Here is a 21,824-nt window from a genome sequence, read left to right as displayed (position 1 = left end):
ATCACCCGGCAGACTCCGCCCCCGCTGGCGGAACTCTCCATGCTGGCCTCGTGCGGCACCATGCCCGAGCTGGCCCGCCAACTCTCCGGCCTGGGCGGCTGCACCCACCCCGTACGCCTCGACGGCCACCGCACCGAGTACGAGGTCAACACGGCAACCGGCGAGATCGGCAACGTCCTGCACCACTTGGACTCTGCCAACCTCCCCGCCGGCCAGCTCCTCGTCCGCTGCAACAACCGCCGTGCGACCCGCTGCGCCGCCTGCGCCGAGACCTACCGCCGCGATACCTACCACCTGATCACCGCCGGACTGCGGGGTGGCAAAGGCACCCCCGAGCAGGTCGGCACGCACCCGCGCGTCTTCGCCACCTTCACCGCCCCGAGCTTCGGCTCGGTCCACAACCGACCGTCCAGCGGCCTGAACTGCCGCTGCGGCACGCGCCACTCCGAGTCGGACTCCGCCCTGGGCACACCGCTCGACCCCGAGAGGTACGACTACGAAGCGGCCGTGCTCTGGAACGCCCACGCAGGGGCCATCTGGCGCCGGTTCTCCATCTACCTCCGCCGTGAGGTCGCCAAGTGCGCCGGGCTCACCCAACGCGCCTTCGCTGACCACGCGCGCATCTCCTTCGCCAAGGTCGCCGAGTACCAGAAGCGCGGCGCCGTCCACTTCCACGCGGTCATCCGCCTCGACGGCCCGGAAGGCGGCGACACATCACCTCCGGCCTGGGCGACGGCCGAGCTGCTGACGGATGCCATCCGCGCCGCTACCACCGCCGCACGCGTCACCGGACCGGAGATCGACGGCCGATCTCACACCTTCACCTTCGGCCGCCAGCTCGACGTCCGCACGATCCGCTCCGCCGACTTCGACGACGGCCAGGAGCTGACCGAACGCGCGGTGGCCGCATACATCGCCAAGTACGCCACCAAAGGCGCCGAAACCGCGACTGGCACTCTGGACCGCCCGCTCCGCTTCCTCGCCGAGTTGGCTCAGTCCCGGCTCACCGACCACGCCCGCCGCATGATCCGCACCGCCTGGACCCTCGGCGCACGCCCCGAGCTGGCAGACCTCCGGCTGCGGGCCTGGGCCCACATGCTCGGCTTCCGCGGCCACTTCTCCACCAAGTCCCGCCGCTACTCCACAACCCTCGGCGCCCTCCGCGACGCCCGCGCCGAATGGCGCCGCGCCCAAGCGGCTCCGGTCACCACCCCGCAGGACGGGGAAACGACGCTCGTCCTTGCTCACTGGGTCTTCGCCGGAACCGGCCTCAGCACCGGCGAACAGTGGCTGACCGCATCCCTCGAACCCGCCGCCGGAACGGAAGGAGAGCCCACCACATGAACGACCGCTACCTGTCCGTCGACCAGGTCGCCGAGCTGCTCGGCACGACCACTCGCTTCCCCCGGCGGCTCGTCGAGGAACGGCGCATCCGCTACGTGAAGGTCGGCCGGCATGTGCGCATCCCGGAGAGCGCGGTTGAGGAGTTCATCCGGTCTCGCACGGTGGAGCCGCTGAGGCGGCCTCGCCCACGCTACGGAAGGGCTGCCTGATGGCCAACAGCAGGGGCAGGCGCCGCCGCTTCGGCGCGATCAGACGGCTTCCCTCCGGGCGGTACCAGGCGCGCTATCCGGGGCCAGACGGCGTGATGCGTCCGGCTCCCTTCACGTTCGAGACGACGGCCGACGCGGATGACTGGCTCGCCGAAAGGCAGACGGAGATTCGTCGTGGCGACTGGCGTGACCCCGATGCGGGCGCGGTGGGCTTCCGGGCCTACGCGGAGAAGTGGGTGGAGGAACGGGAGCTCGCGCCGCTTACGCAGGACCTCTACCGGTATCTCCTCGACAAGCACCTGTTCGCGTTAGCCGACCTGGACTTGGACGAGATCACCGCGCCCCGAGTCAGGGAGTGGCGGGCTGAACGGCTGCGGCTCACGGGTGCCAAGACGATCACCGCCAAGGCTTACCGGCTCCTCAAGGCCATCATGGAGACGGCCGTGGACGACGAGCTGATCACGCGCAATCCGTGCCGGATCAAGGGCGCTGGTAAGGAGAAGGCCGCTGAGCGGCGCATCGCCACCGTCGCCCAGGTGGACGCCCTCGCCAATGCGGTGGGGATGCGGTGGCGGCTCATGGTCTACCTCGGCGCCTACGGCCCGCTCAGGCCCGAAGAGCTGGCCGGCCTCCGGCGCCGGGACATCGACCTCGACAACCTGCGCCTCCGCGTCCGCCTCGCCGAGCCGGAGCGGATGGACGGTCGCCGCGTCCAGGGCGACACCAAGTCCGAGGCGGGCACCCGGACTGTGATTCTTCCCGCCTTCCTTCACCGGGAGCTCCGCTGGCACCTTGAGTCCTACGCCGAGCCGGGCCCCGATGGGCTGATCTTTGTGGGGGAGAAGGGTGCTCCCTTCCGGCGCAGCACCTTCGGGCGGAAGTGGCGGAAGGCACGGGAGGTCGTCGGCCTGCCTGAGGGCTTCCGGTTCTACGACCTCCGGCACACCGGGCACACCCTGTCGACGCGGTCCGGGGCCACTCTCAAGGACACGATGGTCCGAGCCGGGCAGTCCTCGGAGAAGGCCGCGCTGATCTATCAGCACTCCGACGAGGAGCGACAGGAGGAGGTTGCCGCCGGCCTCGACGCCACGGTTCAGAAGGCTCGGGAGGAGGCTGCCCAGAAGGCCGTCGAGAAGCGTTCTGGCACGAATCTGGCACGCGACGACTGATCACAGCGGACAGCAAAACGGCCCAGGTCTCTGACCTGGGCCTTCTTCGTGGAGCGGGTGACGAGAATCGAACTCGCGCTCTCAGCTTGGGAAGCTGATGTTCTACCATTAAACTACACCCGCGTAAGACGCCGACGGAGTCGGTGTGCGAACGTTGGCCACTTTACCCCATGTCAGGCCCCGGGTGTTGATGCCCTGGGGTCTGAGGGCGTTTCAGGGGTGGGATGCGGCTGCGGGGCAGCGGAGTTGGGGCGTACGGTGGGGCGTCGGCGAGGGTCCGGGCGGGACCGGAGCGCCGCCTCGAAGGCTGTTCCTTTCATCCCGTACTGTGGCTTTTGTCGTCAGGCAAGCACCAGCCAGACGCGGCTCTTGGGGAAGGGACTCTTGGACTTGATGGAGCGCACCGTCGTCCGCTGTGCCGATGGGCACGTGTTCACCACCGCTTCGTTCCCGATGCAGCAGGCCGAGCGACTCGGCCCCGGCCGGCTGCTCCGGTGTCCGCGGTGTACGCGGCTCCGCAGCGTCGTACCCGTCAGCCACCAGAAGCGGTAGCGAGCGGAGCGATCTGCGGCGGGCAGTAGTGGGCAGTAGTGAGTAGAGGACAAAGGCACAGCCGTAGGGCATAAGGCGCGTGGAGTCGTCCGGTTGTGGGCGCTCCGCGCGCCTTGCGTATCCTCGGGGCGTGCTTCTCTCAGACAAGGACATCCGGGCCGAGATCGACGCCGGACGAGTGCGTATCGATCCGTTTGACGACGCGATGGTGCAGCCGTCGAGCATCGATGTGCGGCTGGACCGCTACTTCCGGGTGTTCGAGAACCACCGGTACCCCCACATCGACCCCTCCGTCGAGCAGACCGATCTGACCCGGCTCGTGGAGCCGGAGGGCGACGAGCCGTTCATCCTGCACCCGGGGGAGTTCGTCCTCGCCAGTACGTACGAGGTCATCACGCTGCCCGACGATCTCGCCTCCCGGCTTGAGGGCAAGAGCTCGCTGGGGCGGCTGGGGCTCGTGACGCACTCCACCGCCGGGTTCATCGACCCCGGCTTCAGCGGCCATGTGACCCTGGAGCTGTCCAACCTCGCCACCCTGCCGATCAAGCTCTGGCCGGGGATGAAGATCGGGCAGCTCTGCATGTTCAAGCTCAGCTCGCCCGCCGAGTTCCCCTACGGCAGTGAGCGGTACGGGTCGCGGTACCAGGGGCAGCGGGGGCCGACGGCCTCCCGGTCCTTCCTCAATTTCCATCGGACCCAGGTGTGAGCGACCCCAGCATGAGCGACCCCAGCATGAGTGACACGAGCATGAGCGGTGAGCGGGAGAATCTGACCTACGAGCGGTTCGGGGTCGCCGTGCGCGAGCTCGCGCAGGCCATCGCCGACGACGGGTACGAGCCCGACGTCGTGCTCAGCATCGCCCGCGGCGGTGTCTTCGTGGCCGGCGGGCTCGCCTACGCCCTCGACTGCAAGAACATCCACCTCGTGAATGTGGAGTTCTATACGGGCGTGGGGACCACCCTCGAGATGCCCGTCATGCTCGCCCCCGTCCCCAACGTGATCGACTTCTCCGAGAAGAAGGTGCTGATCACCGACGACGTCGCCGACACCGGCAAGACCCTCAAGCTGGTCCGCGACTTCTGCCTCGACACCGTCGCCGAGGTGCGCAGCGCCGTGGTCTACGAGAAGTCCCAGTCGCTGGTGAAGTGCGAGTACGTGTGGAAGCGGACCGATGAGTGGATCAACTTCCCGTGGTCCGTGGAGCCTCCGGTGGTGCGGCGGGCCGGGCAGGTGCTCGACGCCTGACAGGCGGCCCTGACAGGCAGCAAAAAGAAGCAGCCCTGACAGGCAGCAAAAAAGGGGCTCCTCCGGGAGCCCCTTTCTCGTGCGCGCGGGTGCGCGCGGAACCTCAGACCGTGCCCAGCTTCACGATCGACAGCAGGGCGATCAGCTGGATCGCCGACGCGCCGAGCGCCTTCGGCCAGGGGAGGTCGTGGGAGCGGCTGACCATGAGGGTCAGGAGGGCGCCGCCCGCGATCCAGGTGGCCCAGCCCAGGAGCTGTACGAACGTCGCGTCGCCGCCGGCGAACATCGCGAAGACCAGGCGGGGCGCGTCCGTGAGGGACATGATCAGCATGGAGAGGCCGACCGTGGGCTGCCAGGCGCCGTCGCCGCCGAGCTGGCGGGCCAGGGTGTGGGTGACCACGCCCAGGATGAAGGCGCTGATCGCCATCGCGACGGCCGTGGTCAGGACGATCGGGACCGCGTTCGACAGTGTGGCGTTTATCGCGTCCGCGCGGGCGCCGTCGAAGCCGAAGACCGCGAGCAGGCCGTAGAGGAGCGTGACGATGAGGGCCGGGCCCCACATCGAGTAGTCGCGCATCTGGAGGAACGTCTGGCTGGGGGAGAGGACGATCCCCCGCAGCAGGGCCTTCCAGTGCAGGCGCGGGCCGACCGGGCCGGACGGCGCGGGCGCCGCGCCGGCGCGGTAGGTGTCGCCCTGGTTGTAGGGGTCCTCGTCGACCGAGAAGGCCTGGGTGTGGCCCGGGTTGTTCGCCGCGTACGGGTCCGGCGGGCCCTGGGGGCCGGGCGGGTACGCGCCGTCGCCGAAGTACTCCGGCTCGCCGTGGCCGCCGGGTCCGCCGTAGCCGCCACCGTGGCCGCCGGGTCCGGCGTTCGCCTGCGGCCAGGTGGGGCCGCCGCCGTTGCCGTACGGCTGCTGCTGCGGGTACGGCTGAGGCGCCGGCGGGTAACCGTACGACGGTCCCTGCGGCGTCTGCTGCCCGTGCGGGGGGTTTTGCGGTCGCGTCTGAGGAGCGCCGTTGTTCCGGCCGCGTCCGATCCTGAATCCAGCCACGTCATCGAACGTACCTGGTCCCGGGCGGTGGCGGGCCGGGCCCGGGCTTCCGGGCCCGGCTTTGCGGCCGAGCTGTGACATCCCTTAAGGGGTAAGCCCCTTCAGGAACTCATGGGTTGTCAGGGTTCTGCCCCAGGGACCCCAGGACCCCCACGGCCCCGGGCCCATCGCCTGGTACCGCGGGGTCAGCGCAGCATGACCTGGCCCAGCCTCAGATAGTCCGTCGTCGACATGCCCAGGGAGCCGGGGCCGAAGCTGATCGCGTTCTTCGTGGTCACGCCCGAGGCCGAGCCGCGCAGGCTGTAGAGGGAGCCGGAGGGGTGGTTCTCGCCGTCGGAGCCGACGGACAGGTCCGCCTTGCCGTCGCCGGTGAGGTCGGACAGGCGTACGGACGCGCCGAAGCGGTCGGCGGACTCGGCGGTGCCGGGGACGCCCTCCGTGTTCTGGGTGAACGACTGGGCGCCGGTGCCGGTCAGTCCGGTGGCCGAGCCGCGCAGCACGGTGACGCTGCCGGCGATGTCCGCGGTGCCGACGTCCTCGTGGATCGTGCCGACGGCCAGGTCGCCGTAGCCGTCGCCGTTGACGTCGGCGATCGAGAGGTCGTTGCCGAACCAGTCGCTCTCCTCGTCCGCGCCGGGGACGCCGGGGGTGTCCTGGTTGATTGTCGTCCGGGGGCTGGTGCGGACGCCGGTGGCGCCGCCGGGCCAGGCGCTGACCGAGCCGCCGAGGCTTCTGGCGTCGCCGCCGTAGGCCGCCGTGACGACATCGTCGTAGCCGTCGCCGTTCAGGTCGCCGACGGTGGCCAGCTCCCAGCCGCCGCTCTTCAGGAACGTCTGGCGGGTCAGGCCGGAGGCGGAGCCGAGGTAGACCATGGCGCCGTCCTCGTACGTGGACTCCTCGCTGCCGGTGGCGACCAGGTCGTCGGTGCCGTCGCCGTTGACGTCGCCGGCGGAGAGGCTCCGGGCACCGGCGAGGCCGGCTCCGCCTCGCAGGCCGCTGGCGAGTTCCTGGTGTGTGCCCGAGCCGGCGGTCTTGGAGATGCCCTCGTGGATCCAGATGTCGCTGCCGGTGCTGCCGACGGCGATGTCGGCCCGGCCGTCCCCGGTGAAGTCGCCGACGGCGAGGGACATGCCGTACTCGTCGTGGGCCGCCACGGCCGGGTCGGGGACGCCCCGGCCGCCGGACAGGCCGCTCTTGCCGCCCCAGACGACGGTGACGGAGCCGCCGTCGGCGTCGGAGTCGATGTCCTCGCCGGTGCTGCCGATCACCAGGTCGGCGTATCCGTCGCTGTTCAGGTCGCCGGAGGAGAGGGCCCTGCCGAAGCGGTCGCCCTCCTCGGCGGTGCCGGGGATGCCGGCCGTGTCCTGGGTGAGGACGGTACGGCGGGCGGCGCTGATGCCGTTCGCGGAGCCGTAGGTGATGACGACGGCGCCCGCGTCCCTCTTGCCGCCGACCGGGGTGTAGGGCGCGGCGGCGGCGAGGTCGCTGTAGCCGTCGCCGTTGAAGTCGTCGGCGAACTTCGACGGCGCCGCTGAGGCGGGGGCGGCCAGGGTGAGCGGGGTGAGGCCGGCGGCCAGCAGGGCGGCGGCGCCGAGGGCGGCCGCGGTGTGCCTGCGCATGCGGTGTTCCTCCTGGTGATGGGGCGGGCTGGTGAGAAGGGGTGGGGGATACGTTCGGGGGTCAGCCCGCGAGGACGTCACCGAAGTACGCGTCGCCCGCCGGGCCGCCCACGGTCGCGGCGCCGAAGGACGTGGACCCGGTGGCCGTGATGCCGGAAGCGGTGGACTTCAGCAGCCAGACCGCGCCGTCACCGGTGTTCTCGCCGGAAGCGCTCGCCGCCAGCTCCGCGCGGCCGTCGCCGCTCGCGTCGGTGAGCCGCACGGCGTAGCCGAAGGAGTCGTACGCCTCGACGGCGCCGGGGACGCCCGCGGTGTCCTGGGAGAAGGACTTGGCACCGCTGCCGGTCAGGCCGGCTGCCGAGCCGCGCAGGACCGTGACCGTGCCGGCCTGCTTCTTCGAGCCGATGGCCTCGTACGGGGCGCCGACCGCGATGTCGGTGTAGCCGTCGCCGTCGGTGTCGCCGGCCGACAGGCTCCAGCCGAAGCGGTCGTTCTTCTCGGCGGAGCCGGGTACGCCCGCGGTGTCCTGGGTGATGCGGACGGGGGTGCGGGTGCTCAGGCCTCCGGAGGCGCCGTAGGTCACGGTGACCGCGCCGCCGGGGCCGCCGTTCGGCTCGTCCGTGGACTTCTCCATGAAGTTGCCGGTGACGATGTCGCCGAAGCCGTCCTTGTTCACGTCCGCGATGACGGCGTCGTAGCCGCCCGCGACCTTGCCGCCGGGCGTCAGGCCGGTGGCGGAGCCCTTGTACAGCACGCCGCGGGTGCGGTAGCCGTCGCCGATCTCCTCCTGGCCCGTGACCAGCAGGTCCGCCCTGCCGTCACCGGTCACGTCGCCCGAGACGATCTTGTCGGTGTTGATGCCGGTCCGGCTGGAGGTGTCGATGCCGACGAGCTCGGTGGCCTTGCCGGTGCGCGAGACCGGGCCCTCGAAGACGTTCAGCTCGGGGTAGGCGATGTTGGCGGCGGCCAGGTCGGTGTCGCCGTCGCCGTCGAAGTCGCCGGTGGCGACGGACCAGCCCAGCTCGTTGCGGTTCTCCGGGAGCGGGGCGGACAGGTCGGTCGCGGTCTTCAGCCCGCTCGCGCCGCCCCAGACGACGGTGAGCACGCCCGAGTCGCCGGTGGAGCCGATCTGCTCGGCGTGCACGCCCACGACCAGGTCCGTGTAGCCGTCGTCGTCCAGGTCGCCGGTGGTCAGGCGGTCGCCGAAGTAGTCCCCCGACTCCGGGACGCCCGGGACGCCGTCGGTGGCCTGGCTGATGATCTGGCGCTTGGTGGTGTCCAGGCCCTTCGCGGTGCCGTAGACGACGGCGACGTAGCCGGCCCCGGTCTTGCCGCCGATCTTGCCGAGCGGGGCGGCGATCGCGAGGTCGCGGTGGCCGTCGCCGTTGAAGTCGCCGGAGAGGCCGGAGGGCGCGGCGGCGGCCGGCGTCGCGGGCAGGGTCAGGGCGGTGAGCAGGCCGGTGGTGAGGGCGGTGGCCAGGAGGAGGGTGCGCTTGCGCATCGGAGTCCCCGTTTCGGTGTGACGTGGAGCGGTGTGATGTGGAGCGGTGTCGTGTCGGGCGGCGTGATGTGGAGCGGTGTGGTGCGGGGGGTGTGACGTGGAGCGGTGTGGTGACGAGGGTGTGGAGCGGTGTGGTGCGGAGGGCGTGACGTGGAGCGGCGTGGTGCGGAGGGTGTGACGTCGAGCGGCCTGGTGCGGAGGGCGTGACGTGGAGCGGCGTGGTGCGGAGGGTGTCGTGTGGTGCGGAGGTGTGGTGTGGGGAGGTGGTCAGGAGTTGAGGGCCGTGCCGTACGCCGGTGCGCCGGCCGTGGAGATGCCCGTCGTGCCCGGGCCGAAGCTCGTCGAGCCGGTGGCCGTGAGGCCGGTCGCCGTGCCGCGCAGGGACCAGACCGCGCCGTCGCCGTTCTCGCCCGGCGCGGCCACGGACAGGTCGGCGCGGCGGTCGCCGGTGTGGTCGGTGAGCGTGACGCGCTCGCCGAAACGGTCGCCCTTCTCGGAACCGCCGGGCACGCCCGCGGTGTTCTGGCTGTACGACGTCGCGCCCTGGGTGGTCGGTCCGGACGCCGAGCCGTACAGCACGGTGACGGCACCGGCGGCGGAGTTCTCGCCCGCGGCGCCGATCGCCAGGTCGGCGTACCCGTCGCCGTTGACGTCGCCGAGCGAGACGCCGCTGCCGAAGCGGTCGCCCTTCTCGGAGGCGCCGGGCACACCGGCGGTGTCCTGGGTGAGGACCAGCGGGGCGCGGCTGGTGTCCCGGCCGTCCGGTCCGCCGTAGACGACGGTGACCTTGCCGCCGAGGGCGCCCGCCGGGTCGGCGGAGGTCTCGCGGTCGTTGCCGATGGCGATGTCGGCGTAGCCGTCCTTGTCGATGTCCGCCACGGCGGAGACGTGGCCGGCGGGCAGGTTCTGCAGCCAGTCGGTGTAGTTGCTGATCTCCATGTCGGCCATGGTGGTGACGGCGTCGTCGGTGCCCTTCGCGCGGCCGTGCACGATCACCCGGGAGTGGCCGTCGCCGGCGACGGCGCCCGCGGACAGGTGGGTGACACCGGGCGACGAGGACCAGCCCTCGTTGCGGGATCCCGAACCACCGCTGTGCTCACCGGACTTGCCGATCGGTCCGGCGACGAGGGAGATGAGGATCGGGCCCGTGGAGCCGACCGCCACGTCCGGGTCGCCGTCGTTGTCGAAGTCGCCCGCGGCGAGGGTCTGGCCGTAGCGGTCGTAGTCGCTGCTGAAGAAGCTGAACAGCGAACGGGCGCCGGACAGGCCGGACTTCGAGCCCCAGACGATGGTGACGGTGCCGTCGTTGGTGTCGCTGCCGTCCTCGCCGGGCGTGCCGATCAGCAGGTCGGCGTAACCGTCGGTGTTCAGGTCCACGGAGGCGAGGGCCGAGCCGAAGGCGTCGTCGGCCTCGGCGGCACCCGGCATCCCGGCGGTGTCCTGGGTGAGGAGCGTGCGCGTCGAGGTCTTCGGCCCGCTCGTGCTGCCGTAGACGACGGACACGGCGCCCGCCTTCGCCTTCCCGGCGACCGTGGCGCCCGGGGCGCCGATCGCCAGGTCCTTGCGGCCGTCGCCGTTGAAGTCGTACGGGGCGGCGGCCGCGGCGGCGTGGGCGGCGGGTGCGGTGAGGGGCAGCAGGGCGAGCGGGGTGAGGACGGCCGTGAGGAAGGCGGTGGTGGCCGCGGTGCGCAGACGCATGGGGTTCCTTGGCGGGGCTTTGTGGTGACGGGCAGTCACTGAGCGAGGGGGCGTGGTGGCCGGTCGTGTCGCACTCGGGGCGCCGCGAGGAGCGATGGGCTGACGGCGGTCGGGTGTCACTGGGTTCACTGGGTGAGGAGCGATGGGCTGACGGCGGTCGGGTGTCACTGGGTTCACTGGGTGAGGAGCGAAGGGCTGACGGCCGTCGTGGGTCACTGGGCGATGGCCCAGGCGAAGTTGGGGTCGCCGCCCTTGAGGGTGACGTCGCGGGCCGAGAGGAACTTCGCGCCGGAGGTGGCCAGGCCCGAGGCGCTGCCGCGCAGCACGGTGGCCGCGCCGTAGCCGTTCTCGTACCCGGCGCCGCTCACCAGGTCGGCCTTGCCGTTCTTGTCGAGGTCGACGAGGCGCACCGTCATGCCGAACCCGTCCATCGTCTCGTTCGCACCCGGCACGCCGGCCGTGTCCTGCGAGTAGGACTTGGCGCCCTTGCCGCTCAGTCCGGAGGCCGAGCCGAACAGGACGGTCACCGAGCCGGCGTCCCGCACCGAGCCGATGTCCTCGCCCCACGCACCGACCGCGATGTCGGCGAAGCCGTCGCCGTTGACGTCGCCGGAGGAGAGCGCCGAGCCGAAGACGTCGTCGCTCTCGCCGGCGCCGGGCACGCCCGCGGTGTCCTGGTGGATCAGGGTCGGCTTCTGCGCCGGGTCGGGGCCGGTAGGGCCGCCGTACCAGACGGCGATCTGGCCGCCCTTGTGGCCGCCGGGCTTGTCGGCGCGCGGGTCCTGGTAGTCGCCGAGGACGAGATCGCCGTAGCCGTCGCCGTCGACGTCGGCGATCGTGCCCTCTTCGCCGTCGGCCTGGGGCAGGTCGGTGGCGGCGTACTTGGTGCCGGTCCAGCGGTGGTAGCCGATCTCGCCGCCGGCGTCGCCGTCGACGAGGAAGGGGTACACGCGCTCTGCCGCGCCGTCGCCGCTCAGGTCGCCCGCGATCACCGCGTACGTCGATCCGAACTGGCCGAGGCTGGTGTGGCTCGCGGGGCCGTTCGTACGGGTGAAGGGGCCCTTGTAGAGGCGGGTGCGGCTCTGGCCGGTGATCGTCACGTCGGTCGCGCCGTCGCCGTCGAAGTCGCCGGTGGCGATGCCCGAGGAGAAGCCGCCCCACTCCGAGAGGTCGGACGGCTGGGGCAGGCCCTTGCCGCCGGACAGACCGGACTTGGAGCCCCACAGGACGGTGGCGGAGCCGACGCCGTCCCGGTCGCCGATGGCCTCGTACTGGGCGCCGACGACCAGGTCCGAGTAGCCGTCGCGGTCCAGGTCACCGGCGGCCAGAGCGCTGCCGAAACGGTCGCCGGACTCGGACTCGCCCGGGACGCCGGTGGAGTTCTGGGTGACGACGGTCTTCTTCGAGGCCGAGACACCGGACGAGGAGCCGTACAGCACGACGACGGCACCGGCGCCCTGCACCGCACCGACATCGGCACCCATCGCGCCGAAGGCCACGTCCCGGTAGCCGTCGCCATTGAAGTCACCGGCCAGCCCGGAGGGGGCGGCGGCGGCCGTGCCGACGGGGAGGACGGTGCTCAGGAGGCCGGTGGTGAGGGTGGCGGCCAGGAGGAGGGTGCGGGTGCGCAAGGCGGGGCTCCGGGTGGGGAGGGGTGGCGTGGTGTGTGGTGTGGGCGGGGGTGGGGCCTGAGGGCAGGGCCGATCCCCGACGGAAGAGGGGTGAGGTCGCGGGAGGTCAGGCGGGGCGGGCGGGGCCCCGGGAAGGCGCACTCGCCCGGCGCGGGATCGCCGCCGTGCCGACGGTCGCGGGCATGAGTGACCCGCCCGTCGGCGCGGCTGCCGGGTCGGTGGCGGCCGTCGCGAGGGCGGGGCGGAGTGGGCGCGGACGCCTCTGCGGGCGTCGTCGCCGGTGCTGGTCCTGATCCATGCGGGAGTCTCCTGCGGCACGCGGGATGCCTGGCGGGCATCCACCGTCGATGAAGTGCCGGACCGTCCGTGTTCGCCGGGAGTTGTGCGGGCGTTCACGGGTGGTCGGCGATCAGGAGACCTGTGTGGGGACGTAAGGGTTGTACGTGAGTTCGGTTAATTCTCGTGGTTCGGATTCCCGAGGTGCAGGGGCCGTGTCACCCGGCCCACGCTGGCCGGTACCGCACATCGACCGCCGCCTTGCGGGCCTCCCCGGAGCAGTTCCATCGGTACGGGCGCGATCTGCAGATAGACCTCTCACGAGCCCGGAGTTCATCGTCCGGGCTCGTGAGAGGGCAGTGGTCACACGTTCAGCGGCTGCTTCGATCCGCCGCGATGCCGCCCCTTCGGCAGGGACGTCTTCGCCGTCAGCCCGCGCGACTGCCACGCGTTGTCGCGGAGCTTGAACAGGGCCCAGTAGCGCGTGGGGCACAGCAGCACGATGTTCATGAACACCGCCGTCGGGGTGCCGACGAGCCAGGAGCGCCACCGCTGACCCGCGGTCATGTCCGGTCGCATGAGCACGTACAGCCCCGACTGGCCGTAGCGGACCACCAGATAGACGGCGAGATACACCAAGGCCACACCGGGGTTGTGGTACCGGCCGCCCAGGGTCATGAGCGTCATGACCACGGTCCAGGCCAGCATCACCGGGGTGATGACGAGCTGGAGCAGCCCGAAGGTCGGCGATATGAGCTGCTTCGGCGACAGCCGCGCGAACACGAACGGCAGCATCCACCACCACGACCGGGCCCAGCGCAGACGCTGACGGTAGGTCTTCTTCAGCGTCGTCGGCATGTCGGTGACCACGCCGGCCTCGTTGACGGCCACGACCTCACCGCGCATGAGCGCCCGCAGCGCCAGCCAGCGGTCGTCGCCCGTCCCGCACTCCACCTCGTAGGCGTCCAGGTGGTCGTAGAGCAGCTCGGCCCGGTAGAGAGCCAAGGCGCCCGAGGTCGTCTCCAGGGCTCCGAGCATGGAGCGCGAGGAGCGCATCATCACGCACGAGGTGCCGATGTCGATGTCCGCGGCCCGGGAGACCCAGGTCTCCTCGAAGTTGCGGACGTAGATCATGCCGGTGGTGGCCTGGATCTTCGGGTTGCTCATGGCCCGCAGTTGCTGTTCGAGCGCGTCCGGGAACGGCTCGCCGTCCGAGTCGATGGTGAGCACGTAGTCGAAGTGCTTGCCCTGCTCCTGAAGGTGCCGGAGCACGGTGACCTGGGCTCCGCGCTTGCCCTTGTTCTCCTGCCGGTGCCAGAAGACCCGGGGGTGCTCGAAGGGTTCCACCGGGTGCTGCCGCGAGCCGTCGTCGATCACATGGATCTCGTCGACCGGATGCGTCTGGGCCAGCAGCGACCGCACCGTGCGGTGCAGATTCACCGTCGGCTCCTCGAAGGCCGGGATGATCGCCACCGTCCGGCCCGGAGCCACCGGGAGGTGAGTGAAGGACCGGCCCTTCAGGAACGAGACCAGGCAGAGCACGATGACCAGCATGCCCAGCCACCAGTAGAACGTCAGGATCGGGCTCTTCGACTGGATGTGCACCACTACGGTGGCAGCGGCGAGAGCCGCCACCACCACGGCGGTCACCGCCGTGAATCTCCCCCGTGACGCGCGGGCCACCGAGGGGCCCGCGCCGCGGGTCTGCGACGTGCTCAAGCGGTCACTCGCTTGCCGCGGGTCGCCGTGCGGAACACCACCACGCCGCCGATCACGAAGAGCATGGCTCCCAGCACGATCCACCCCAGCCCCGTCCCGCCCGTGGCCGCCAGGGCGGCTCCACCGGTGGCGGTACCGATCGCCGCGCCCACACCGTTCTGTCCGTACATGTCTTTCTCTCTTTCCTCTGGGGTCTTGGTTTTTCGGGCGGCTCTGGTCAGAGCCGTTCGACGTGGGGTGCGGCGCTCAAGACGCCACGGGTGTCGAGGACGTAGGCGGCCTCTTCGGCGAGTCGAACGAGGTCGAACTCGCCGTGCGGGGTGAGCAGGACGACGGCGTCGAAGTCGGCGAGACACGTGCCACCGTCCGCCGCGGTGAAGGGAATCTCCCGGCAACCCCCGGCCGTCACCGGCAGATAGGGGTCTACGACGGTGACGTCCGCGCCCATCGCACGCAGCCGATCGATGACTTCGACGGCCGGTGACTGGCGGGCGTCCGAGGTGCCCGACTTGTACGCGGCCCCCAGCGCGAGGATCCGCGCCCCGCTCACGCTCCGTCGGAAGCGGCGGCTCAGGGAGTCCTGGAGGCGGCGTACGACGTAGTCGGGCTGGGACTCGTTGATGTCCTGGGCCAGCTCGATGAGCCGGAAGGTCTGCCCGTGCCGTGCCTTGACGTGGTGGCTGAGGTACACCGGGTCGATGGGCAGGCAGTGTCCGCCGACGCCGGGGCCGGGCAGGAACTTGGTGAAGCCGAAGGGCTTGGTCGCCGCCAGCTCCAGGGTGTGCCACACATCGACGCCCAGGGTGTGGGCCATCCGGGAAAGCTCGTTGACCAGGGCGATGTTGACATGCCGGTAGGTGTTCTCGAACACCTTGGCCAGCTCGGCCTCCTCCAGCCCGGAGGCCGGCACGGTGACGTCGGTGACCGAGTCGTAGAAGGCCTTCACGTGCCGCAGACAGTCGTCCGTCAGCCCGGCGACGATCTTCGGCGTGTTCTCCAGTCGCCAGTCGGCATTGCCCGGGTCGATGCGCTCGGGGCTGAACCCGACGTGGAAGTCGCGCCCGGCGACGAGGCCGGAGCCCTCCTCCAGCAGCGGGACGAGCACGTCACGGGTGGTGCCGGGGTGCGTGGTCGACTCGAGTACGACGGTGGCGCCCGGCTCGATCCATGCGGCCAGGACGCGGCCGGCGTCCCGGACACAGCTCAGGTCCGGTGCGCGGTCGGTCAGCGGAGTCGGCACGGTGATGACCGCGACGTCGAAGCCCTTGAGGTCCTGTGGGTCCGACGTGGCGGTGTAGCCGCCCGAACCCAGCACGGCCTGAAGGCGGCTGGACTCGATGTCCTCGATGTACGACGATCCGGCGGCCAGCCTCTCGCAACGCGACCGGTCGGGTTCGTAGCCGGTCACGCTGTGACCGGCCTCGGCGGCCCTCACGGCCAGGGGCAGGCCGACATAGCCCTGCCCCAGCACGCATATGTGCATGGTTGTTTCCTCACCCCTGAAGTACGGCCGTCTGTTCCTGAAGCAGGCGGCCGTGGCGTGGTACTGCGTGAGAAGCGGTGTGGGAACGGCACCAGCACCGCATCACCGGCTTGTCCGGGCCCCCTTGCCCGCACGTGCGCGAAGCGCAACCAGCGATCTTCACAAACTCCCCTCATTTGTGGACCTTCATGGTTCAACAAAAATTCGCTAGGCGGAACCCTCTTTACTGATTCGATACCTGTGAAGTGGGATGGGGGTGCTGGGCGTTGAGGTGTGATGCCCGGTCAGGTCGCTCTTGAGGAGTCCTGTTGTTGCTGGCGCAAGGGGGTTCGGGGGTCGCCGACGCTGTTGGATTCCGAGGGGGGATCTTCACATTTCCGGGGCGGTGTGTTTGCCTGGGGCGGCGTCTGCATGGATGCACTCGCGAATCCCGTGCGGCCCCCAGTGCGCCCCCCGCGCGCTCTCAGGAGCGTCGCCGGTTACCCAGGGTTCGCCCAGGTTGCGCGCTATCCGGTCGAGGCCCGGCCCCTGCCCCGGCGTCGACGGCCTAAGCGGAAGGCGGGACGTGAGGAAAGCGCCGGTAGTGCTGGTAGCCCAGCCACACGGCGGCCGCGGCCCAGGCGATCACCACGGGTACGTCGGCCTTGTCGCCCAGGCACTGGCTTCTGTCCCGGCACGTCTTGCTCAGCTCGAGGAGCCCCTGGTCGACAGCCCAGTTGACGGCGGGCTGGATCATCCACGAGACGCCGCTCGCCACTTGGAGTCCGGCGACCGCGCCGAACGCCAAGGCGCCGGTCTTCGCGTCGAACGGCGTCTGCGCGGGCAGCGGCCGGTAGTAGGCGAGCAGGATGAGCGCGCAGACCGCGCCCACGACACCGTTCAGCAGGTCGTACTCACCGGCGTCCATGACCAGCACGAAGACGGTGGTGAACGTGGTCGCGGTGAGCGCGCCCTGATCGACGCCCCGCGTTGTCGTCGTCACGAAGGGAGACGGTAGGCGTTCGGTGACGCGCCTGCCCCGTCAATGGAGAAACTTCCGGCTAGCCGGTGACGGCGGCTGTCAGGCTGTAGGCGACGTACAGGCCGTACACGGCGAGAAGCACGCCCAGGCCTCGTGTCCACGCGGGAAGCGGGTGACGCCGGTGCGTGTGCCACATCTGCCGTAGACGGGCGACGGTGAGAACGCCGCCGAGTACGCCGAGGGCGACGAACACCCATGACAGCACGGGCCGTTCATCCGCCGTAGCCTGCCGCGCACCCGCGTTGGCGAGGATGAGAAGGAGGTAGGGGGCGATGTAGTGGGCGGGGCCGAACTTCCGTACGCGCTCAAGGCTGTTGGAGTCGGTCATGGAACCAACCTAGCTCTGAAGCAACGCCGTTGACGTCCTGGTGGCACTGTGGCATCCACCCAGAGACCGAGCAGTCGCTCCTGCTGCGGGCGGACGCCTTCAGAGGTGTGTTCTTGGGAAGCTGTCGATCATGACAGCGCCTGTGCCGCCGCCCGGCCCCACCGGTTTCCCGTACCACCGTATGGACCGCCGCACAGGCCGTCACCGCCGGTGGCGGCCCTTGGTCGGCACGCTGCTGTTCTGCTTCGCCTATCTCGTGGTCGTCCTCCTGCTCATAGCCGGCACCTACGTCTTCGGGGCGATGGCCGATGCCCCCGAACTCCCCGATGGCGGGCCCGACTTCGGGCTGGTCGGCAACACGGCGTTGGAGCTGACGTCCATCGCGATCGCCCTGCCGCTGGTGTTGCTGGCCGTGTTGTGGCCGGGGCGTCGGCCGGCCGGCACGGTGTCGTCGGTCGCCGGACGGGTGCGGTGGCGCTGGCTGGGGTGGTGTCTGCTGGCGGCGGTGCTCCCCGTGGCCTTGCTGACGGGGACCGCCTTCTTCCTGCCCGAGGGCGAGACCGGCTCGGCGGAGTCCGCGGTGTGGGTGGGCTGGGGGTCGTTCCTCACGTCCCTGGCGGTGCTGGCTGTCTTCGTCCCGCTGCAGGCCGCGGCCGAGGAGTACGTCTTCCGGGGCTGGCTGACGCAGGCGGTCGGTTCCCTCGTCCGCTCTCCGTGGATCGTCGTACTCCCGCAGGCCGTGCTGTTCGCCGCCGCCCACGGCTGGGGCACCAGGTGGGGCTTCATCGGCCTGATGGTCTTCGGTGTGGTGGCGGGCTGGCTGACCATCCGTACCGGTGGCCTGGAGGCGGCGATCGCGCTGCACGTCCTGAACAACCTGGTGGCCTTCGGCACGCTCGCCGCGATCGTCGACGGGCTGGCGTCCGACGAGACCGCGGCCGACTCGCCCTGGTCCCTCGCCCTCGCAGACGTCGTGACGACCCTGATGTACGCGGCGCTCGTACTGTGGCTCGCCCGCCGCCACCAACCGCAGCGCCTCGCCCCGCCGATGCCGGTGCCGGTGCCCGTGCCGCCGTTCGGCCCGCCTCCGCCGTACGCCCCTTACTCCCCGTACCCGCCGTACGTCATGCCGTACGGGGCCGTGCCCGGCCACCCCTACGGCGGCCAGGGCGGCGTCGCCCCGGCCCCGCCGGGAACCGGTACCGCACCGCAGGGAGACGTACCGCCCGCTCCGGGGCCGTAGCGCAGGCGCGAGGCAACCCGATCCCGCCCCGTCGCCGAGGCGGGACAACGGTCCTACGGCGCGGGGTCGTACGTCACGCTGGTGTCGGGGCAGGACTGCGCGAGCCGGGTGAGTGCCTCGAACTCGACGGCGTCGGCGCTGAGGCCCCAGCGGAGCTTGGTCCCGACCCACTCCGAGAGGTACCGGCACAGGACGCCGTCGGCCGGCGGCAGCCACTCGGCCGGATCCTTGTCGGCCTTGCTGCGGTTGGAGGCCGCGGTGACCGCGATGAGGGAGGTCAGGGCGTCGAGGTCGTTGGCGTACGCCTCACGCCGCTGGGCGGTCCACTGCGATGCCCCGGAGTCCCACGCCTCCGCCAGCGGCACCATGTGGTCGACGTCGAGGGAGCCGGCCTCGGTCACCCACCTCGCGTCGTAGTACGACCACCACCGCCCGCCCGAGAGCCTGCACCCCGCGAGGACCGCGGGCGGATCGACCGCCTCGGAGATGAGCACCTCCGCACGCGTGTTGCAGCCGTCGGTGGGGTTCTGGCCGGCGTTCCAGTGCCGGAAGCTCGTGCGCTGGTAGCCCTCCCGCACCTCATCCGCGAGGGGGAGGACACCGACCGCGTTCGCCATCGGCAGCGTGCGCGGCTCGGCGGCCCGGCCGTGCGCTTGAGCTTGCGCCGGACCGGAGGCCAGCAGGGGAAGGACAACGAGTGCGACCGCGAGCGCGGCCCGCCTGAGGTTTTTGATCACGCATCGCAGAATCGATTGCGTGTACCTCGTTCGAGGGGCTCGACTCGAACGGATGAGCCAAATGGACGCCTGAGTTCACCGGGCAGGTGTTCTATTGGTCACCTGATGGGGGAGCGGTGGCGACCGTCAGTGCTACGAGCCGGCTGTTCTTATGAGCGGGGAGCCTGACTCGCTCGACCGTCGGCCTCCGTGTCCGTGGCCGGCAACGCCCCGTCGAGGCTGGCCTCCGCCCAGGAGCGAAGCGCTGCGAGCGGCTGGGCGGCCGAACGTCCGAGCGGCGACAGCGAGTACTCGACACGGGGAGGGACTTCCGCGAACACCTCGCGCTCCACGAGCCCCGCGGTCTCGAGGCGGCGCAGGGTCGCCGTGAGGACCTTCGGGGTCACCCCGCCGAGACGCTGCTTGAGTTCGCCGAACCGCACGGGCCCGGACTCGAGCACTCCGATGGCGAGCGCGGACCATTTGTTGGCGACGACGTCCAGGAGCATCCGGCAGGGGCAGTCCGCCTGGTAGACATCGTGGCTCTCGTGGGGTCCCGGGTTCGACTCGCGGAGCTCCGGGTTCGAAGCGGACACGGCCCCAGCCTCCGATCGCAATCGCCAATGGTATCCAACGGATACTTTACGCCCTTGCAGGTAACCACCGCCCTTGCCATAGCTTCGCCACGCGCCGTCGCGGGAGCCGGCGGCGCATCGGGCACAGCATCGACGGAAACACCGAAACACCGAAACACCGAAACACGGAACACGGAACACGGAAACACGGAAACGGAGAATGACGTGACCGGCAGGATGACCGCGCTCGTCGCGCGGGGCGGACGAGAGATCACAGACGCGGACGCGTTCGTCGAGCAGGAGGTACCGGTGCCCGAGCTTCGGGCGCGGGATCTCCTGGTGCGGGTGCGGGCGGTGTCGGTCAACCCGGTCGACACGAAGATCCGAACGGGACTGGGGCGCGACGAGCCGAAGATCCTCGGCTATGACGTGGCCGGGACGGTCGAGGCGATCGGCCCGGACGTCACCCGGTTCGCCGTCGGTGACGAGGTCTACTACGCCGGCGATGTCACCCGGAACGGCGGCAACTCCGCCTGCCACGCCGTCGATGAACGGGTGGTGGGGTCAAAACCGACGTCACTGTCCTTCGCGGAGGCGGCCGCGCTGCCGCTCACCACGCTCACGGCCTGGGAGGTCCTCTTCGATCACTTCCGGCTCGGCGATGACAGCGCCGGCACACTGCTGGTGCTCGGCGGTGCGGGTGGGGTCGGCTCCATCGCGGTCCAGCTCGCCAAACGGCTCACCAGCCTGGAAGTGCTGGCGACGGCGTCACGCGACGAGTCCCGCGCATGGGCGCTCGCGCAGGGTGCCGACGGGGTCGTGAACCACCATCGCCTGGTGGACGAGGTCAGGTCCGCCGCGCCACAGGGCGTGAACTACGTCCTGGCATCGCAGACCGCGGGCAACGTGGACGCCTTCGCCGAGATCGTCGCGCCGTTCGGTCACATCGCGGCGCTCGACGAGCCGCCGGGCCTGGACATCCTGCCGCTCAAGACGAAGTCGATCGCGTGGCACTGGCAGATGATGTTCACGCGATCCATGTTCGAGACGGCGGACATGGCGGAACAGGGAAAGATCCTCGACCGGGTCGGCGAACTCGTCGATGAGGGGACTCTGCGCACGACGCTGCGCACCGCCATTCCCGGCATCGATGTGGACGGCCTGCGCCGAGCACACGAACTCGTGGCCTCCGGCAAAGCGATCGGCAAGGTCGTTCTGCACGACTGACGGTCCGCATACTTACATTTTTGGCAGTACGTTAAATAAAAGTGCGTACTGGTGCGCCATGGACCAACTGCCTAATCTCGTAGTCGGCACACCAACCGTGACCGAGATAGGAGAGATTTCCTTGTCCGCCAAGCTGTATGAGCCGATCACGATCCGCGGCACCGAATTCCGCAACCGGATCGCGATGTCCCCGATGTGCATGCACTCGGCTGACGCGGGCGGCCGCGTCTCCGATTTCCACCTGGTGCATTACGGCGCACGAGCCCTGGGCGGCGCCGGCCTGGTGATGCTGGAGACGACGGCGGTGCTTCCCAACGGCCAGATAGGACCGGGCGACCTCGGAATCTGGGATGACGAGCACATCGCGGGACTGTCGCGGGTGGCCGAGGTGATCCACGGCTTCGGAGCCAAGGCCGGCGCGCAGATCGGCCACGCCGGCCGGCAGCTCGGCGTCGACTCCATCACCCCGGTGGCTCCTTCGGCGATCCCCTTCGCCCCCGACTCGCGCATGCCGGAGGAACTGACGGCCGAGGGCATCAAGGATGTCGTCGAGGCCTTCCGCAAGGCCGCGGTCCGTGCGAAGTCGGCCGGATTCGACGTCATCGAGGTGCACACGGCCCACGGCTATCTGCTCAATGAATTCCTCTCGCCGCTGTCCAACCAGCGCACGGACGAATACGGCGGCAATCACGAGAACCGCTATCGGATCGTGCGCGAAGTCATCGACGCCGTGCGCGGTGAATGGGACGGCCCGCTGTTCGTGCGCATCTCCTCCACGGACTACGCCGAGGGCGGGAACACCCCGGAGGACTTCGTCGTCTTCGGCCGCTGGATGAAGGACCAGGGCGTCGATCTGATCGACGCCTCCTCGGGCGGCATCGCCCCGGTGAAGGTCACCTCCTACCCGAACTACCAGGTTCCCGCCGCCGACCTGATCCGGCGGGAGGTCGGCATCAAGACCGGTGCGGTGGGCCTGATCGAGAGCGGTCGGCAGGCCGAGGAGATCCTGCAGAACGGCCGCGCGGACATCGTCCTGCTCGGCCGGGAGATGCTGAAGGATCCGTTCTGGGCGCGCACGGCCGCCGACGAGCTGCGCACGCCGATCGAGCCGCCGCTGCAGTACACCCGCTACGGCTCGGCCTGGCAGCGTTCGCAGCCGCCCCTGCCTGCGGCGCCGTTGGCCGCGACCCTGACCTGACCGGTCGGCGGGGCCGGCT

General features: G+C 70.4%; 20 protein-coding genes and 1 tRNA gene. 8 read left to right on the top strand and 13 right to left on the bottom strand.

Annotated features, from left to right (window positions below; translation table 11 throughout):
* The first annotated feature begins 39 nt into the window (after nt 1-39).
* From KJK29_RS17325 to KJK29_RS17315, 3 genes are read left to right on the top strand one after another with little or no spacing between them, the layout of a single operon-like run.
* Complete coding sequence (locus KJK29_RS17325; protein ID WP_215124323.1) at nt 40-1,344, top strand: replication initiator; 1,305 nt, start codon at nt 40-42, stop codon at nt 1,342-1,344.
* Nucleotides 1,341-1,553: an excisionase family DNA-binding protein gene (locus KJK29_RS17320; RefSeq protein ID WP_215120062.1), complete on the top strand. Its 213-nt coding sequence runs from the start codon at nt 1,341-1,343 to the stop codon at nt 1,551-1,553. Before KJK29_RS17325 ends, KJK29_RS17320 begins: the two co-directional genes overlap by 4 nt.
* Nucleotides 1,553-2,722 carry a tyrosine-type recombinase/integrase gene (locus KJK29_RS17315; protein ID WP_215120061.1) on the top strand — a complete coding sequence of 390 codons (1,170 nt, stop codon included), beginning with the start codon at nt 1,553-1,555 and terminating at the stop codon, nt 2,720-2,722. The genes KJK29_RS17320 and KJK29_RS17315 overlap by 1 nt, the downstream gene beginning before the upstream one ends.
* 49 nt (nt 2,723-2,771) lie before the next feature.
* Here the strand turns inward: KJK29_RS17315 and KJK29_RS17310 are convergent.
* A tRNA-Gly gene (locus KJK29_RS17310) sits at nt 2,772-2,845 on the bottom strand.
* Between the two features lie 559 nt (nt 2,846-3,404).
* Between KJK29_RS17310 and dcd the strand changes: the two genes are divergently transcribed.
* Both dcd and KJK29_RS17300 read left to right on the top strand, forming a co-directional pair.
* A complete protein-coding gene (gene dcd / locus KJK29_RS17305) occupies nt 3,405-3,980 on the top strand; it encodes a dCTP deaminase (RefSeq protein ID WP_215120060.1) in 576 nt (191 codons plus the stop codon).
* 41 nt (nt 3,981-4,021) lie between these two features.
* On the top strand, nt 4,022-4,519 hold the full coding sequence (locus KJK29_RS17300; protein WP_215124322.1) for a phosphoribosyltransferase: 498 nt from the start codon (nt 4,022-4,024) through the stop codon (nt 4,517-4,519).
* Nucleotides 4,520-4,622: 103 nt separating this feature from the next.
* On the opposite strand, the gene KJK29_RS17295 is transcribed toward KJK29_RS17300, so the two are convergent.
* From KJK29_RS17295 to KJK29_RS17250, 10 genes are all read right to left on the bottom strand, one after another.
* Nucleotides 4,623-5,651 (bottom strand): Yip1 family protein, encoded by a 1,029-nt coding sequence (locus KJK29_RS17295; protein ID WP_215120059.1) that lies wholly within the window; start codon nt 5,649-5,651, stop codon nt 4,623-4,625.
* A 104-nt stretch (nt 5,652-5,755) separates the two neighbouring features.
* Complete coding sequence (locus tag KJK29_RS17290) at nt 5,756-7,189, bottom strand: FG-GAP-like repeat-containing protein (protein ID WP_215120058.1); 1,434 nt, start codon at nt 7,187-7,189, stop codon at nt 5,756-5,758.
* 61 nt (nt 7,190-7,250) lie between these two features.
* The gene (locus tag KJK29_RS17285; RefSeq protein ID WP_215120057.1) at nt 7,251-8,690 is read right to left on the bottom strand and encodes an FG-GAP-like repeat-containing protein; all 1,440 of its coding nucleotides are present in this window, start codon (nt 8,688-8,690) and stop codon (nt 7,251-7,253) included.
* A 267-nt stretch (nt 8,691-8,957) separates the two neighbouring features.
* Nucleotides 8,958-10,388 (bottom strand): FG-GAP-like repeat-containing protein, encoded by a 1,431-nt coding sequence (locus KJK29_RS17280; protein ID WP_215120056.1) that lies wholly within the window; start codon nt 10,386-10,388, stop codon nt 8,958-8,960.
* 212 nt (nt 10,389-10,600) lie between these two features.
* Nucleotides 10,601-12,019, bottom strand: a complete 1,419-nt coding sequence (locus tag KJK29_RS17275) for an FG-GAP-like repeat-containing protein (RefSeq protein WP_215120055.1) — start codon at nt 12,017-12,019, stop codon at nt 10,601-10,603.
* Between the two features lie 639 nt (nt 12,020-12,658).
* Entirely contained in the window at nt 12,659-13,945 is a 1,287-nt protein-coding gene (locus KJK29_RS17270) for a glycosyltransferase family 2 protein (RefSeq protein WP_251057839.1), read from the bottom strand.
* A gap of 65 nt (nt 13,946-14,010) precedes the next feature.
* Nucleotides 14,011-14,184 (bottom strand): hypothetical protein, encoded by a 174-nt coding sequence (locus tag KJK29_RS17265; protein ID WP_215120054.1) that lies wholly within the window; start codon nt 14,182-14,184, stop codon nt 14,011-14,013.
* A gap of 47 nt (nt 14,185-14,231) precedes the next feature.
* Nucleotides 14,232-15,497, bottom strand: coding sequence for a nucleotide sugar dehydrogenase (locus tag KJK29_RS17260; protein WP_215120053.1), 1,266 nt, complete (start codon nt 15,495-15,497; stop codon nt 14,232-14,234).
* Nucleotides 15,498-16,044: 547 nt separating this feature from the next.
* Entirely contained in the window at nt 16,045-16,479 is a 435-nt protein-coding gene (locus KJK29_RS17255; protein WP_215120052.1) for a hypothetical protein, read from the bottom strand.
* 58 nt (nt 16,480-16,537) lie between these two features.
* Nucleotides 16,538-16,846, bottom strand: a complete 309-nt coding sequence (locus tag KJK29_RS17250; protein ID WP_215120051.1) for a hypothetical protein — start codon at nt 16,844-16,846, stop codon at nt 16,538-16,540.
* A gap of 130 nt (nt 16,847-16,976) precedes the next feature.
* Here KJK29_RS17250 and KJK29_RS17245 point away from each other — a divergent pair, with 130 nt between their 5' ends.
* Nucleotides 16,977-18,089, top strand: coding sequence for a CPBP family intramembrane glutamic endopeptidase (locus tag KJK29_RS17245; protein WP_251057838.1), 1,113 nt, complete (start codon nt 16,977-16,979; stop codon nt 18,087-18,089).
* Between the two features lie 53 nt (nt 18,090-18,142).
* Here the strand turns inward: KJK29_RS17245 and KJK29_RS17240 are convergent, their stop codons facing one another.
* Both KJK29_RS17240 and KJK29_RS17235 read right to left on the bottom strand, forming a co-directional pair.
* Nucleotides 18,143-18,826, bottom strand: coding sequence for an HNH endonuclease family protein (locus KJK29_RS17240; RefSeq protein WP_215120050.1), 684 nt, complete (start codon nt 18,824-18,826; stop codon nt 18,143-18,145).
* A 149-nt stretch (nt 18,827-18,975) separates the two neighbouring features.
* The gene (locus tag KJK29_RS17235) at nt 18,976-19,401 is read right to left on the bottom strand and encodes a winged helix-turn-helix transcriptional regulator (protein WP_251057837.1); all 426 of its coding nucleotides are present in this window, start codon (nt 19,399-19,401) and stop codon (nt 18,976-18,978) included.
* Nucleotides 19,402-19,605: 204 nt separating this feature from the next.
* Here KJK29_RS17235 and KJK29_RS17230 point away from each other — a divergent pair, with 204 nt between their 5' ends.
* Both KJK29_RS17230 and namA read left to right on the top strand, forming a co-directional pair.
* Nucleotides 19,606-20,607 (top strand): zinc-binding alcohol dehydrogenase family protein, encoded by a 1,002-nt coding sequence (locus KJK29_RS17230; protein WP_251057836.1) that lies wholly within the window; start codon nt 19,606-19,608, stop codon nt 20,605-20,607.
* A gap of 121 nt (nt 20,608-20,728) precedes the next feature.
* A complete protein-coding gene (namA, locus tag KJK29_RS17225; RefSeq protein WP_251057835.1) occupies nt 20,729-21,805 on the top strand; it encodes an NADPH dehydrogenase NamA in 1,077 nt (358 codons plus the stop codon).
* The last annotated feature ends 19 nt before the right edge of the window (nt 21,806-21,824 follow it).

The sequence above is a fragment of the Streptomyces koelreuteriae genome (assembly GCF_018604545.1).
Lineage (GTDB): Bacteria > Actinomycetota > Actinomycetes > Streptomycetales > Streptomycetaceae > Streptomyces > Streptomyces koelreuteriae.
The sequence above is the reverse complement of the archived record's forward strand: the minus strand, read 5'-3'. Positions and strand labels throughout refer to the sequence as shown.